General features: G+C 56.9%; 6 protein-coding genes. 3 read left to right on the forward strand and 3 right to left on the reverse strand.

Annotated features, from left to right (window positions below):
- Positions 1-13 precede the first annotated feature (13 nt).
- The 3 genes from WBG04_RS04740 (at position 14) to WBG04_RS04750 (ending at position 7,090) form a co-directional block, all read left to right on the forward strand.
- A complete protein-coding gene (locus tag WBG04_RS04740) occupies positions 14-2,827 on the forward strand; it encodes a hypothetical protein (RefSeq protein ID WP_424313230.1) in 2,814 nt (937 codons plus the stop codon).
- Between the two features lie 89 nt (positions 2,828-2,916).
- A complete protein-coding gene (locus tag WBG04_RS04745; RefSeq protein WP_424313231.1) occupies positions 2,917-5,652 on the forward strand; it encodes a family 78 glycoside hydrolase catalytic domain in 2,736 nt (911 codons plus the stop codon).
- 4 nt (positions 5,653-5,656) lie between these two features.
- Positions 5,657-7,090, forward strand: a complete 1,434-nt coding sequence (locus tag WBG04_RS04750) for a sulfatase (protein WP_424313232.1) — start codon at positions 5,657-5,659, stop codon at positions 7,088-7,090.
- Here WBG04_RS04750 and WBG04_RS04755 read toward each other — a convergent pair.
- The 3 genes from WBG04_RS04755 to WBG04_RS04765 all read right to left on the reverse strand — a co-directional run bounded on the left by WBG04_RS04755 (position 7,087) and on the right by WBG04_RS04765 (position 14,935).
- Positions 7,087-8,127: a LacI family DNA-binding transcriptional regulator gene (locus WBG04_RS04755; RefSeq protein WP_424313233.1), complete on the reverse strand. Its 1,041-nt coding sequence runs from the start codon at positions 8,125-8,127 to the stop codon at positions 7,087-7,089. The genes WBG04_RS04750 and WBG04_RS04755 overlap by 4 nt on opposite strands.
- Positions 8,128-8,466: 339 nt before the next feature.
- The gene (locus WBG04_RS04760; protein ID WP_424313234.1) at positions 8,467-11,052 is read right to left on the reverse strand and encodes a hypothetical protein; all 2,586 of its coding nucleotides are present in this window, start codon (positions 11,050-11,052) and stop codon (positions 8,467-8,469) included.
- A gap of 319 nt (positions 11,053-11,371) precedes the next feature.
- Complete coding sequence (locus WBG04_RS04765; RefSeq protein WP_424313235.1) at positions 11,372-14,935, reverse strand: PKD domain-containing protein; 3,564 nt, start codon at positions 14,933-14,935, stop codon at positions 11,372-11,374.
- Positions 14,936-15,078 lie beyond the last annotated feature (143 nt).

Below are 15,078 nucleotides of genomic sequence, written 5' to 3' on the forward strand. Positions count from 1 at the left end.
CCTGAACCTTACCATGAGGTCGTTCATCGCATGTCTTATCCTTCTTCCGGCAACTCTGCATTCCGCCAATACGAGTGACGGTCAACGATGGACCAGCACGGCAAGCAGTGGTTCCGGCCTGACCCTTGGATCACCCCTCACCCTGACCTGGAGTATCATTCCTGATGGCGTTTCCCTGCCATCCATCCTCACCCCACCGAGTAATCCAAATCCGGAGAGCAATCTCATCGCCCGCCTCGACACGCTCTGGAATGTCCCAGCCAACGAGCGCATCACGGACCTGACCCTCCGCCCATGGTTCGCCGCGATCAAGTCCCGCTTTGATATCTACGCCAGCAAGACCGGACTGAGCTATCAGTATGTCACGGATGACGGAGCCCCCAGTGGTGCTCCCGGCAAATCCTCATCGCCCACCCGCGGTGACATCCGCATCGCTGGCACGGCACTTTCCGGTGCTCTCGGTTACAATGCCTCACCTAACAACGGCGACATGGTTCTCAATACCGCTGGAGGAACCTTCGCGAGCGCGAACACCTTGCGCCTCATCGTTGGCCACGAACACGCTCACGGACTCGGACTCGATCATGTCACGGTCGAAGGCAGCGCTTCGAACTCGGTCGTCACCGCCAGCGGCGGCAACCTGAATGGACCCCAGCTCGATGATCTGCTCGCCCTCCATCGCAAGTACGGCGACTTCTTCGAAAAGAATGGTGGCAACGATACTCCCGCCAGCGCCACTCCACTCGGCCTCGTCAGTTCAACCCGGATCGCTCAAGCGGGAACCGACATCGACGACATCCTCGTCTCCGCCAACCAGACCGATATCGTTTCCATCGATGACAATTCAGACATCGACGTTTTCTCCTTCACCATCGCCGCTCCGATCGAGGTCGACATCTCCGTCAGTCCACGCGGTGTGATTTACAACTACGTCCCTGAAGGCGGCACGACGAGAACCCTCAACTCACCCAACCGCAGCAATCTTTCCTTCATCGTCCGCAACCCCTCGGGTAGCACCATGGCGAATATCAACGACAAGCCGTCCGGAGAAACCGAGTCCGTAACCCTGCAGCTGAACGATGTGGGCCTCTACACTGTGGCCGTGACCGGCGGTGCCGATTCGACCCAGTTTTACTCGGTGGATATCCGCTCCACTTCACTTGATTCGGACAGTGATGGAATCGCCGACGCCGATGAACCATCCGGCGACATTGATGGCGATGGCACGGACAATTTTCTTGATCCTGATGCCGATGGAGATGGGGTTCCGGACGGAACGGAACTCGCCGATGGTCGTGATCCCTGGGCTCCCAGCTTGTTCTTCCTCTTCAACAACGAAGGCAACGCGGAAGGCTGGACTCCCGACAGCGACATGGGTCCGATCACCGTCACCAATGGATCGCTCAGTGGCGAAACCCAGTCTTCCGATCCCAAGCTGACCAGCCCGAACCTGAGGCTCAACTCGGCTGACCACCCAATGATCGCCGTGCGCATTCGTTCAAACCGGGCAGGTGGCTGTCAGCTTTTCTGGGGCCGCGTTGGCAGTCCTGGGGTGGCGGTCAGCCCGGTGCCAACGATCACGCTGCAAGGCGACAACGTCTTCCGCACCGTCCTCTTCGATCTCTTCAGCCATCCCGATTGGCTCGGCAAAACGATCACCAGCCTACGTCTCGATCCGATCAACATGACAGGCGCCACCATCGAAATTGATCGGATCTGGTCGACGGATGGTGATGCCGACGACGACGGCTTGCTTGATGTGGACGAGGCTCCGGGCGGCGCCGATAACGATGGTTTGGAGAACTGGCAGGACGCCGACAGTGACAATGATGGCATCAACGACGGCGATGAGATCGCCAAGGCTCGTGACCCACTTGATGGGGTCATCTTCTTCGATTTCGATGGCGATGCCGAGGGCTGGAGTGCGACTGCAGACATCGGCACCCCAGTGATCGCCAGCAGTCTCTACCAGTTCACGACGACTGGGATCGATCCAAAGCTTACTCGCGATCATCCCATCATTTCAGGCGATGCCGTGCAGGGATTCCTGGTCCTCATGCAGGCTGACAAGGCTTCACGGATGGACCTTTTCTGGGGCATACCCGGAGCGGGCGGCGCGGATCCCTCACGCCGGATCACCACCAATTACCCGGCGTCAAGCGCCCCACAATGGGTCTACCTCGACGCCTCGCAGCATCCGAGTTGGAGTGGGAATTCAATCATCAACCTGCGGCTCGATCCCACGGCGCTTGCAAACGCGACACTCGCAATCGACACCATCTTCACCAGCGACGGCGACTACGATGGAGATCGTATTCCCGATGCCATCGAGGGAATCGCCGACCCCGACTTCGACGGGCTTCCCAACATGATCGATCCCGACAGTGACAACGATACGGTCCCCGACTGGATCGAGGAGGAGAACGGCCGCGACCCCTATGCTGCAGGCGAGGACCTCATCGACGCTGATCGAGACGGCTACAGTGATCGCGATGAAATGATCGCAGGAACCGATCCCGACCTCGCAAACGACCGACCAAGTGCCAGTATTTCCGCGGACTCCGAAATGGGAATCGCTGCCCGGGCCGGCCGAACCTATCAACTCGAAAGGGCAAACCTGACTCTGACCTCCTGGTCTCCCGTTGGAGATCCCGTCGCCATCTCAAGCGATCAGCAACTGGACCTCAGCGACCCGAACCCACCTGAGGACCGCGCGTTCTATCGCTACGCGATTTCGCTCACAGACTTCGGCGCAGAAGGAGCGCCTGCTCGTGAAGCGCTTTCTGGCACGTCCTGTGTCTGCGGCTTCGATCATCTCGAGCCTTGAACCGATCAGGACGGCGGTTTCTCCAGACTTACAAGAAACCTTTCCTGAGCCCTTGCCAAGTGCCCAGCGAACTCTAGCTTCTTTGAGGTATGAGACTGATCCTCCTGACTTTGTTCACCCTTTGGTCACCAAGCACCTTGGCGACTCCTGAGCCTCCCGCCGAGCTCTCCGTCAACGAAGGCCGGATCAATCCGCTCGGCTTTCACGACCCGAAGCCGAGCTTTTCCTGGAAGCTCAAGGATCCTCGCCAAGGAGCGCGTCAAACCGCCTACCAACTCGTTGTCACCGACACCGGAAGCGAACACCCGGAAACGCTCTGGGACAGCGGCAAGGTGGAGTCTGCCCGCTCCGTCTATGTCCCCTACGACGGACCGGACCTGAGCTCACGGCAGCGAGTGGCATGGCGGGTTCGCTACTGGGATCAGGACTCCAAAGAATCCGATTGGTCCGACTGGGCACACTTCGAACTGGGTCTGTTAGAAAACTCGGACTGGAAGGGCCAATGGATTCATCTCCCCAAAGAGGGCTTCAAGGCTCCCGGGGAAATGGGCAATCCCGTCGTTCACCTGCGCAAGACTTTCGAGATCGAACAAGTCCCGGAAATGGCACGGCTCTACCTCACAGCGAAGGGCATCGTCGACTTCCGGATCAATGGCCAACTGGTGACGCCCCATGCGTTTATCCCTGGATGGACCGACTACACCCAGAAGATCGAAACCGTGACTTACGACGTCGGCCCACTTCTCCGCCAAGGTGAGAACGTCCTTGCTGCGCGTATTTCCGACGGCTGGTTCGCCGGTACGATCTCGAAGCGATTTTATGGCCAGATGCCTGAACTTCTCGCCCAGTTGGAACTCAAGTCTCCGGAAGGCAAGGTGCTTGAAACCATTGTGACGGATCAAAGCTGGAGCCTCACGACCGATGGTCCGATCACCATGGCCGACATTTGGCACGGTGAGGATTACGATGCCCGCAAGGAACTCGATGGCTGGGATCTTCCCGACTACCAGGGCGCTGAAAAATTCAAAGCGGTTGCCGCCACCCCGCTCGACCCGAAGGTATCGCTTTCTCCGAAGCGCTTTCAAGGCAGCCGGGTCATTGAGACCCTCAAGCCGATCTCGATGCGCAAGTTCGAAGATGGCAAGGTCGTCTATGATCTTGGGCAGAACATGGTCGGCTGGATTTCGATCAAGCTCCCGGCAAGGAAAGGGCAAACGATCACCATTCGAATGGCCGAAATGCTTGAGGAGGACGGCACGCTCTACCGCGGAAATTATCGAACGGCTCGCTCGCTGGCGAATTACATCCCGGCAGTGGACGGCATCGTGGAATACACCCAGACCTTCACTTTCTTCGGGTTTCAGTACATCGAAATTTCCGGCTACGACGCGACTGCGGAACCAAGCCTCGACTGGGTGAGCGGTCAGGTCCTTCACACCGATTTCCCCCTCACCGGGACCTTTGATTCGTCGCATACGAAGCTCAACAAACTGCAAAGCAACATTGTCTGGGGCCAGCGCGGCAACTTCCTCGACATCCCAACCGACTGCCCGCAGCGCAACGAGCGATACGGATGGACCGGCGACGCCCAGGTCTTCAGTCCGGTGTCCCTTTTCAACTACGACACCCATGCCTTCTGGATGAGCTATCTGGAAAGCATCAGGCAAGAGATGAAGCCCGATGGCGGCGTGCCTCACATCATTCCTTCAAATCAATATCGAAACTGGATCAACTCCGCTGGCTGGGGTGATGCCGCGTTCGTCATTCCGTGGGAACTCTACCTCCGCACCGGCGACCTCGATGTCCTGCGCGAATTCTACCCGATGATGAAGAAACGCGTCGGCTACTACACGGCCAAGGCCAAGGACGGCATCGTCGACGAGCCGAACAGCTTCGGAGACTGGCTCCAGCCCAAGAGCTACGGGACCAAATCGATTGGAAAGGATGACCGCAGCGGCGAAACCTCGACCAGGATTCTTGCGACATGCTACTATGCCTATGGTGCTTCGCTCTGCGCCAAAGCTGCCGATGCCCTCGGGCTGGAGAGTGAAGAAGAAGACTACCGGGAACTGTTTGATTCGATCTCGAAATCCGTATCCGCCAAGTTCTTCAACCCTGAAGGAGAAGTGATCGAAGGAACCGCAACTCAGACCGCCTACATCCTGCCGCTTGCCTTCGACCTTCTTCATGGGGATCTCGCCAGGAAGGCCGCCCGGAATTTGGCAGAGCGGATCAGCAAGGACGACAATCTCCTTAACTCCGGCTTCATCGGAACGGCGGTCATTATCCAAACCCTCGAGAAATATGGCCTTCGCCAGCAGGCAAGGGACATTCTCTTCACCTCCGAATACCCCAGCTGGTTCTATTCCATCGATCAGGGTGCCACCACCATCTGGGAACGCTGGAACAGTTATACCAAAAAAGACGGCTTTGGTGATGACTCGATGAACTCGTTCAATCACTATGCCTACGGTGCCGTCGGAAGCTTCCTCTACGAACGAATCGCAGGAATTGCCCCAACCGCTGAAAAACCTGGCTACGCGGAAGTGCTTGTCGCCCCGATTCTCGATGAGAGCTTTCCTCTAGACCACGCGGAAGCAAGCCTCGACACCCGCTACGGAAAGGCATCCAACGGCTGGAAGAAAACGGATGCCGCCTGGCAAATGACTACCGTGATCCCGCCCAATGCCAGCGGACGTATTGTCCTTCCTTTCCCTGTAGAGAAGATCACCGTAACCAAGGGCGAAGCCAGGTTCAGTGAAGTGAATGGCGAGTCCACAGCCCTCGTTCCGGCAGGGAGTTATCAGTTCGAAATCAGCCGCTAAAACCGTGACCGCCATCTTTGCTCCCATCCGAGTTCTTCTGATCGCACTCGCGGCGACCTGCCTGTCGCAAGCCAGAGAGCAGCCGAACATTCTTTTGATCTCGATCGATGACCTGAACGATTGGATCGGCTGCCTCAAGGGGCATCCGCAGGCAAAGACCCCAAACCTTGATGCCCTCGCCAAACGCGGCGTCCTCTTTTCAAATGCTCACTGCCAATCGCCGGTCTGCAACCCTTCGAGGGCCAGCCTGATGACCTCGCTCTATCCGGAAACAAGCGGCATCTACTTCCTCAACCCGGACATCGGCTCTTCTCCGGTAGCCGCCAAGTCCACACCCCTGCCGAAAAGGTTCGAGCAGGAAGGCTATCATGTCAGTGGCGCGGGGAAGCTTTTCCACAACAAGGAGAACTCGCTCTATATCAGCAACTACGCAGGAAGCTACGGCGGTTTCGGCCCGATGCCGAAGAAGAAGATCAGCCAACCCCACGGACATCCCCTCTGGGATTGGGGTGCATTCCCGGATTCAAATGAGGAAATGCCTGACTTCAAGATCGCCGAGTGGGCTGCGAAAGAACTAGCGAAGCCGAACACTGGAAAACCCTTCCTACTCGCCGTCGGATTCTATCGCCCCCATGTCCCGATGTTCGTGCCCAAGGAATGGTACGACCTCCATCCCCTCGACGAGATCAAGCTTCCGAAAGTCAAAGACGATGATCTCTCCGACCTCTCCGAGTATGCCATCAACATCACCCGCTTGAAGCACGTCGCCCCGACCCAAGAGTGGGTCCGAAGCAGCGGCGAATGGAAGCACGCCGTCCAGTCCTACCTTGCCTCGGTAAGTTTCGTCGACTCATGCGTCGGCACGGTTCTCGAGGCACTCGACAAGAGCCCGCACAAGGACAACACCATCATCGTTTTGTTCTCCGATCACGGCTTTCACCTGGGTGAGAAGGACCGCTGGGCAAAGCGTTCGCTGTGGGAGGATGGTACCCGGGTGCCGGTGATGATCGCCGGGCCTGGAATCGAAGGAGGACGAATTACTAGAAAACCCGTCGGTTTGATCGACCTCTACCCGACCTTGCTCGAGCTTACCGGACTAGCACCGGATCCGATCCATGAAGGACACAGTCTCGTCCCTCTCCTCAAGGATACCGATGCGGATTGGAAACATCTCGCCCGCACCAGCTTCGGTCCCGGCAACGTCGCCCTTCGATCCGAACGCTATCGCTACATCCGCTACGTCGACGGTTCCGAAGAACTCTACGATCACCAGAAGGATCCCCATGAGTGGAGCAATCTCGCCGACAATCCCGAACTCTCACCGGTCAAACAGCAACATGCCCTCCAGCTTCCGAAGGCATTTGCCAAAGCACTCGGTTCCGGATCCACCGGGCATGATTCCTACGCCGCATCAGAAAAAGCCGCGAAGAAGAACTAGGCCCGCCTCGGCATCGCTTTCCCAATCGACTCCCGCTGAACGAAGCTCGTCGGGAATTCCTCCCGCTGCATCGGCAAATCGTCTCCTCCCTCGATACGCGCGATCATCATCTCCACGGTCCTGACCGCCATCTCTTCCAAAGGCTGCATGACCGTCGACAGCGCCACTGCAAGCTGAGCTCCGAGGGGAACGCCATCGATCCCCACCACCGAGAGATCCTCCGGAATGGCGAGGCCCAATTCCTTGGCCGAGCGCATGATCCCAACCGCCGTGAAATCATTGAGGGCAACGATGGCAGTTGGCCGGTCCTGCTCGGCAAGGATCCTCAACCCAACTTCCCGGGCCGCCTCCATCGAAGGACCACACGAGACCACTTCGACATTCGCCCCGTCATCCAGTTCGGCGATCGCGTCGCGGAACAAACGTGGCCGCATCCCGACACGCTGGCCTTCCGACCTCGCCGACAGAAACACGAACTTCCGATGGCCCAGTTCATGCAGCTTGACCGCAGCCTGACGCAGCCCGATCTCGAAATTGGGAATCACCATGTCCACCGACGCCGATCCGGCTCCCGGCATCGCATACACCACAATCGGAAAACCAAGCCGACCCTGATGTTCAAGGAAATCCTGATGGGCGTTCACATCGCTCAGGAAAGCCGCCACTCCATCCACGTCGCGATGGACGAAATCCCCCAGCAAACGTTTCTCCCGCTCAAGATCATTGCGCCAGTTCTCGATCACCAGATCATAGCCCCGCTCCTCAAGCACCACTCCCATCAGCGAAGCAAACTGCGTGAAATACGGGTTCTGCAAATCGGCCACCAGCAGCCCAATGGTGTTGAAACGACCGGCCTGCAAGGCCACTGCCGCCCGGTTCGGCCGGTAGCCGAGTTCCTTCGCGGCCTTGAAGACCCTCTCCTCCGTCTCCTTCGATGCCCATGAATTCGGGCGCCGATTTAGAATGGTCGAAGCCGTGTTCACCGCCACACCCGCCTTCTCCGCAACGTCTTTCAACCGCACCTGTTTCCTAGCCATCGGCGGTATCGGTATCCATAAGAACTATTCTTAGCAAAGCTATTCTTCCTGAATTTCAGTTCCCACCCCAGGGCGATCAAGTTAGGGACAAATCGGCACCCCGTGAGTGTCTTTTGGACCAAGACGGATAGGATATTGGATTCATTGTCCCCAATCCAAGGCTGGCATTTGAGCCCAATCACGATGCTGGACCTGATTTTTACCGGATTCCACAGCCCTCATCCTATTCATCCTGGTCCGATTCCTTCCCCAGCTTGATCGCCCTGATTCCCACCCAAAGAAAAGGCCGGAGCCGCACCATTCCTGCAACACCGGCCATAAGCCCTTCAAGCAATCACCTCATGGAGCATCCTCAACCCGGAAAAAGAACTCCGTGCTCCCTTCCAGTGACGCCGCAGGCACGGTGAAGGTGTCCACCTCGTCGTAGGTTGCCCCATCAGCGGCATCGAAGCCGCTACTCAGGTCAGGAGATGAAGTTAGCACATAACCCGCTCCGCCCGGTCTGAAGGTGATCAGCAGATCGCCACCAGCATTGCGGGTCACCCACGTGATTCGAAGATCGGACACCTCCGGCGCCGCCGGCTTGGAAGTCACGCCCTCCGGCAATTCCGTGTTGGCTGCGACCGGGTCAACATACAGATTGTCGATCAAGGCCGTTCCACTGGAGGCGCCACCAATGACAATCATCGCATTGATCAGAGGATCACTCGTGCCGTTCCTAAATACGAAATCCGTCGTCCCTCCATCGTAGGTGAGCTGTGTCTTCAGTCCACCCGCCGGTTGCACCCACACCTGATAGGTGTCCGAGGAATTGTCGGCAATTATCCAGACATCAAACCAGGTATTGTCGGCCATCAGGTCCGACTGATCCGTCGTCACGCCTCCCGGTGCTCGACCGCCAATGGCAAACGGGGGAACCCCTGCGTTTTGGAAGGCAACCTGTGGCTCGAAGCTTCCAAAAGCAAAGCTGGCAGGCTCGATCAGATCCATCATTCCATAGCTATTGTCCATGTTGGTGCCTGTGTAGAGCTGGAAGAAAAAGGTGCCGATATTTCCATCAATGATCGAGAGTACGGGAGCCCGTTGGTCCAGGCTCTTGTAAACTGATGCTGCCAGGTTTGTTCCCACAAGACTGCCAACCTGGTCACCACCCGCGATCGGCTCAATCGCCACCTGGTTTCGGTTCGGGACAGCCGTCCAACCGTTCACGCCGTCAAAGGTCTCGCCGACTATCATGCCGTCACCCTCAAAGCTTTCGAGCAACTGGAAACCTGCCGTCTGCACCGGCGACGAAGGAGCGGAGCTACCACTCGGAGAGGATCCATTCAGGACCTCGGAGCCATCACTGAATTGATCGTCATCAAAATCCCAATCATTCGGATCACTCCAGTAGGGCTCAAGCGGTCCGGGAGCAGCCGGGAAGTCCACTCCGATATCGGGGTTCTCCCAACCGTCCAGTAGTCCATCCTTGTCGGTGTCAGGATTGTTAGGATCAGTCCCGGTTAGAAAGAGGCCCACAAAGTCAAACGACTCACCCTCCCAGACACCCGTTCCATGCTCCTCGTAGTCGGTGTAGCCGTCTTCGTCCGTGTCGGCGACCTGTGCCAGGGTATTCTGATTAAACTCGTCAAGATTACCGAGTTTGTCGTCGTCCGGATCACCAAGATCACCATTCGGACCATCGTTTAGATCGAGTTCCGTTTCGCCAACGCTCCCGTCATCCAGAGGGTCCAGCATGTTGTCGACCTCCCAGGCATCACTCAAGCTGTCGCCATCCGTCGAGACCAGGGTTGGATTGGTCATTCCAAAACCATGGGAGGATCCTTCAGAGTCCAGACCCGCCACTTCGTTACCGTCGGAAATGCCGTCGCCATCGGTATCCGCCCTATTCGGATTCGATCCGGTATTCTCCGGACTCGTGAAGCTATCAGGCCCCTTATTGGTCTCTACAAGGTCCGAAAGACCATCATCATCACTATCCGTATCCATCGGATTCGTCATGGTTTCGGTCGTCTCTTTCAGATCGCTCAGGCCATCGCCGTCGAAATCCCCACTTCCGGAACCTGGGCCAGGGCCGATCAACAATCCTGTTAGATCATCCAGATTTGCCGCTCCCAGCAACTCAGGATTGGCCAGGTAAAACTGCTCGGTAATGAGCAACTCGGCATTGTCGTCCAATGTGTCCAGGTCCGAATCAACAAAGAGAGCCAAATTCGTTTCCAACTCGTTTGGCACGTCCGGATTCACTCCGAGCTCATCGACGTAAATATTATCCAGGTAGATGACGTCGCCATTGTTTCCTCCCGAGTAGCGCATGTAGATGAAATCCAGCGCGTCCGCACCATTGTTTCGCTGAAACCCGAAGGCATCAAGAGCACCCGATCCTGAGGTGACAAGAAAGCGGTTGGTGGTCGTGGACGCCGCATAGAACTGCCAGGTCTTTGCGGTATCGTCGATCACCATCCAGACCCCATACCAAGTATCTAGTAAAAACTCGGTATCGAGGGTCTGTCCCCCATTGCCACCATCGATTGCCTCCGTATCGGCAACGGCGGTTTCTGAATTGGAACTGTTCTTAAACTGGATGCGGGTGCCGAAATCACCCCAAGCACCTCCCTCGTCAAGATCCGTCAGCGAGAAGGCGAGGTCCAAGTCCTTTGTCGCGCCAGAGGCAACGTAGAACTCGAAGTAAAAGGTCATCATACCACCCGTCGCCGTGATCCCGGTCGCCTTGCGAATGTTTTGTGGCCCCGAGACACCGGTGACTGCCAAAACCTGGCCCGAGTCGTTTGCAGGATTGGGAACCACTGCCAATGGACTTGGGGTGGTCTCAGGAGCAATCCAAGGCGGAGTGATGGTGTCACCGTTGGCAAAATCATCGATCAGCACGAACTGACCGGACGCTCCGATGGTTGTTGCGGCCATGAGACCTAGGGTTTTTTTTGTTATTTTCATTCTAACTGGTTCTGGGTTCTTAATTCTACACTGGGAGCCTCCTCGAGAGCTGTTGAGAAACTGGAAATTATGGTTCCTTCCCCACGCCAACGCCTTCGGCGGTTCAAATCTAAATATTACGCTCTACCATCAGCTCCACGGTTCACCTCAATCAATGGAATTTCACCAGTTCCCCCTAAAAGGGGAGCCTCGAAAACTTATAACAAGTGAGTCCACCGACATGATATCCACCTGAAACCATGCTCAGGAAGTTCCTGCCTTCGGCATCTGCCGAGAGGTTTGATAAAAGCTAAGGAATGGTGACTTCAATTCTGTAGAAGCAGCTGGGTTCCGGATTGGAAACGTCTTCAAAGGTGAGCTCGGATCCCGTGCCTGCAATTCGGGATGAAGCAGGCAGCCAATCGCCGGAAAGGATTGTGGACTTCCTCACCAGGTATGTCCGGCCCAACACGCTGGCCCAGCGGAGGGTGAAATTCCTCGATCCAGGAACCATCTCGACGATGCTGCCAACCTGCAATCGGGAGCTTCCATCACCAGGATCGGTTCCGGCAATGTATTCCGATTCATTTGACTGCCCATCGCCGTCTTCATCACCAGAGCCTGTCTTTTCCTTGCTGCGGAACATTTGAATCTCCCATGTATCGGGCATTCCATCCCGGTCAAGATCCGGCAAGACTTGATAGATGATCCGCGGCCTCGTGTCCGGTGGTCCTGGCACGCCCCCGTCCCCCGAAGTGATCGTGTAGCGAACATCCGTGCCCACCGCAGCGCTCATGCTGAAGCGGAGAAAAATGAACTGTCCTGCTCCCTCCCCCCCAGCATACTGGTCATTCAGATACTCAAGCAATCCAGCACTTGCAACCGAGTCGGTGCGGTAAGTCGCGCCAGTGGCGCTGGTCGGCGTGAGGATTCCTTGCTGCAAGGGAATCGCATCGGTGGTGTCGCCCCCATAAACACCGGTATAGTAGTCCGAATTCAGCACCGTCCTTGCCGCCCTCGAACCCAGTCCGTAGAGATCGACACTCGGCTCGGTCGGGGCCATGTTTCTCGTGTCTTCAAAGTAGAATTCGAAGGATGATGAAGCAAATGGGTCGTCCACCATCCCCAGATCCGGCAATTCAAACACGCAAATCGCACTACGATCATCCGCACTGAAGGTCCGCCCTGCGATCAATGAGTCTGAGTCGGAGTCCATTACTGCGGTTCCGCCGCGAGGGGTTGCATCTGCCGGATCCCCAAACATCGGTCCGCTGGAGAGGCTGAACTCGGTCACCGTAATGACCACCGTATCGCGATGCTTCGCTCCAGTTTCGTCGATCACGGTAAGATTGATGATGTGCTTCCCAAGATCGAGCGTCACCTCGGCTGTCTCACCCGTCGCCAAGGTTGTCGCTCCTTCCGTCCACACATAGCTCGTGATCGGGGCATCTGCGGCCATCGACAAGCTGCCATCAAGCGTGACCTCATGGCTACCATCAGCATCCGCATCCATCACACTTTGATCCGGACCGGCATGGGCCGTGAGCGGAATGCCGCCGTCAATATATGTGTTCAGCATTTGCTCGATCTCCGCCGGCCCTCCATTCTGGAGACCACCGCTAGTGGCGCCGGTAAGCCAGTAGAGCGTCATACCCGCATCCGAGCAGTCGAACTTTCCGGCAATCGCAGGAAACTTGAACTTCACCTCACCGAAGGCGTCGTCCGCCGCGAATTTCCCTCGTTCCCATAACCAGTTGACCCGCGGGTCGGCATGATCCCGCGCCCAGTGCCAGTCCGAGAGATTATTCTTTAGATTCGTATTCTGATCGCTGATGCGGACGACACTCGCACCGGGTGACTGCAAGGAGAGAACATCATCGAGATCGTAATCCTTGCCGATATCATTATTCGGGTGATGGGTGATGATGTAGACATGCTGCATCACTCCCGGATTCGCACCGATGGCGGCTTCATAGATGACGTCGGGCTCGCCCGCCTCGATGATCCAAAGCGGATCCGCAGCGGTCGATGCGTTAAGATCAGCCCTGAGATCCGCGACGGCCTCATCCCACTGAGTGCGGCAGTTCCAGAAGGTCAGATGATCGAATCCTCCCCAGCGACTGGCGGTGCCATCACAACTGATCTGGTTCATTTCCTGACGTAAAAGCTGCTCTGTATCACCTCCTGCCTGATTGAAGATCGGCTTGTTCCTGAGTTCGCACGAATGGTTGTAGTGAACGAGACGATTGGCCACGCCTTTCGCACGAAGCATCGCCAACACGATCGGGGTGGCTGCGACGTCATCCGGGTCGTGCGCATTGCCATCGGTGACGACGGCAAGGCGTCCCGCAGGCGGCCCCTCCGCAGCCGCGCGAGACTGCAGGAATAGCTCGAGGAGTCGCCAGCGCCCGCGCGCCCAGGCGGTGCCGCCGTTCTCAGGAATGAGCCCGTTGGTGTGGGTGTTCGACTCCACCGAAATCTGATCCCCGTTCCTGAGTTTGATGTCACTCCAGGTGTGGGTGTTGGCTTCGAGATCCAGTGGGGAATCCACGCCCACGAGCGGGTTCTGGTAACTCGCGACGACCGAACCATTGACCAGCAATCGATAGGTGGACTCGCCGTCTTCTTCGGTGAGGGTGATGATTTTCACCGCATAACTCCCATCCACGCCGTCAAAGAAGCGGTCGGCACGGCCGAACTTGTCGCGATTGGCAGGCACAGAGGCGTCGATTTCCAGCGCATCGTAACGTGCGACCTTCTTGTAGGCGACCTCACCGGCGTCGATGATGGGGAAATCATCCAGCGCGGAATAGCTGTGATTCGGGATCGAGATCTTTTCCGACTCAGGGAGATTGATGTTCTGAGCCGTGCCACTGGTCACGTTGGCGTGGCGGAAGACGATGCGGTCAATCTTGAACAACTTCGAGCGACCGGAGACGACCAGCTTGTACTCCTGACCGGCTTTGAAGTCATAAATGGCCACACGTTTATTGGTGTCGCCGCCGGGATCGAGGCGGTTCCCTGAAGCCCAGACAAACTCATGGTGGTTTCCTCCGTAAAACTTGGTGTCGCTTTTCAGCAGACTGAGCGGTGCATCGTCGCCGTGGCTGTTGCCCGCGTCGGGGCCGGCGCTGTAGTCGCCTTCCACCCGCACATAACAGTCGTTCGCCACATCAGTACGGCCGCCGACGGTCTCCCGGGCACAGTAGAGATGAAGGTAGTGGAGGCCCGACTGGTTAATCTTGAACTTAAATTCGAGTGGCGAAGTTGCAGGCCCACTCTCGGTCGTATTCCCATTAAAATCGAGATACCCGGAACCGGTAAATCCACTGATACTGGTCTTCTTCAGCCAGAGGTCGTAGGGTGAAGGCGTGTTCTCAATCTCCATCACCACCAAACCATTGGCTTGAAGATAGGTGCCACTGGTCGGGTTACTCCCTCCTCCACCGCCATCCACCACGGTGAAGTTGATCGATAGCGGGGTACCGGCAGTGCCACTGGCACCTCCACCCGTGTATGGCGTGGCCTGGACGGTGTGACTCCCGGGTTCCGGTGTCCATGCGTGGAAGGATCCTTGAGTATCACCAAAAAAGGCATACGGCCTAACCGTCTCTGTCTTGAAATCCGGATTGCCGTCATAGGCAAAACGCACGCTCCCGACCGGGTCGGGATCGGTGATCGCCTCAATGCTCAAATTGCGAGTTGGCAGGGTCTCCAAGTCAATCACAGCCCCGGAAACAAGTGGATCATAGCCAACCAAGGGTTGATTGTTATCAGCATTGATGACCCGCAGTTTGGTGATTACCTGCTGCGCCTGCAGGATCGGTGCAAGCCCCAAAATGGCGCTGCATAGATGGCATAGGGTCTTGTTCATGGAATTTAGTGAAAAAGGAACGATTGAGCTGATCGGCGGGTTTCCAATCAAGGCCTGACTCTAGATTTCAGGGTCGGTAGGATGGCCTCTGCCCACCGTCATCATCAACCAAAAGCCTCGATTCTCCCCCATAATGGGGAGCG

This window comes from Haloferula sp. (assembly GCF_049672945.1).
In the GTDB taxonomy this organism is placed as follows: Bacteria; Verrucomicrobiota; Verrucomicrobiia; order Verrucomicrobiales; family Akkermansiaceae; genus Haloferula.

Bases quoted from the DNA above. Each gene is read 5' to 3' on its own strand.
- WBG04_RS04740 (WP_424313230.1), top strand. From the start codon at position 14: ATGAGGTCGTTCATCGCATGTCTTATCCTTCTTCCGGCAACTCTGCAT.
- WBG04_RS04745 (WP_424313231.1), top strand. From the start codon at position 2,917: ATGAGACTGATCCTCCTGACTTTGTTCACCCTTTGGTCACCAAGCACC.
- WBG04_RS04755 (WP_424313233.1), bottom strand. From the start codon at position 8,127: ATGGCTAGGAAACAGGTGCGGTTGAAAGACGTTGCGGAGAAGGCGGGT.
- WBG04_RS04760 (WP_424313234.1), bottom strand. From the start codon at position 11,052: ATGGCCGCAACAACCATCGGAGCGTCCGGTCAGTTCGTGCTGATCGAT.
- WBG04_RS04765 (WP_424313235.1), bottom strand. From the start codon at position 14,935: ATGAACAAGACCCTATGCCATCTATGCAGCGCCATTTTGGGGCTTGCA.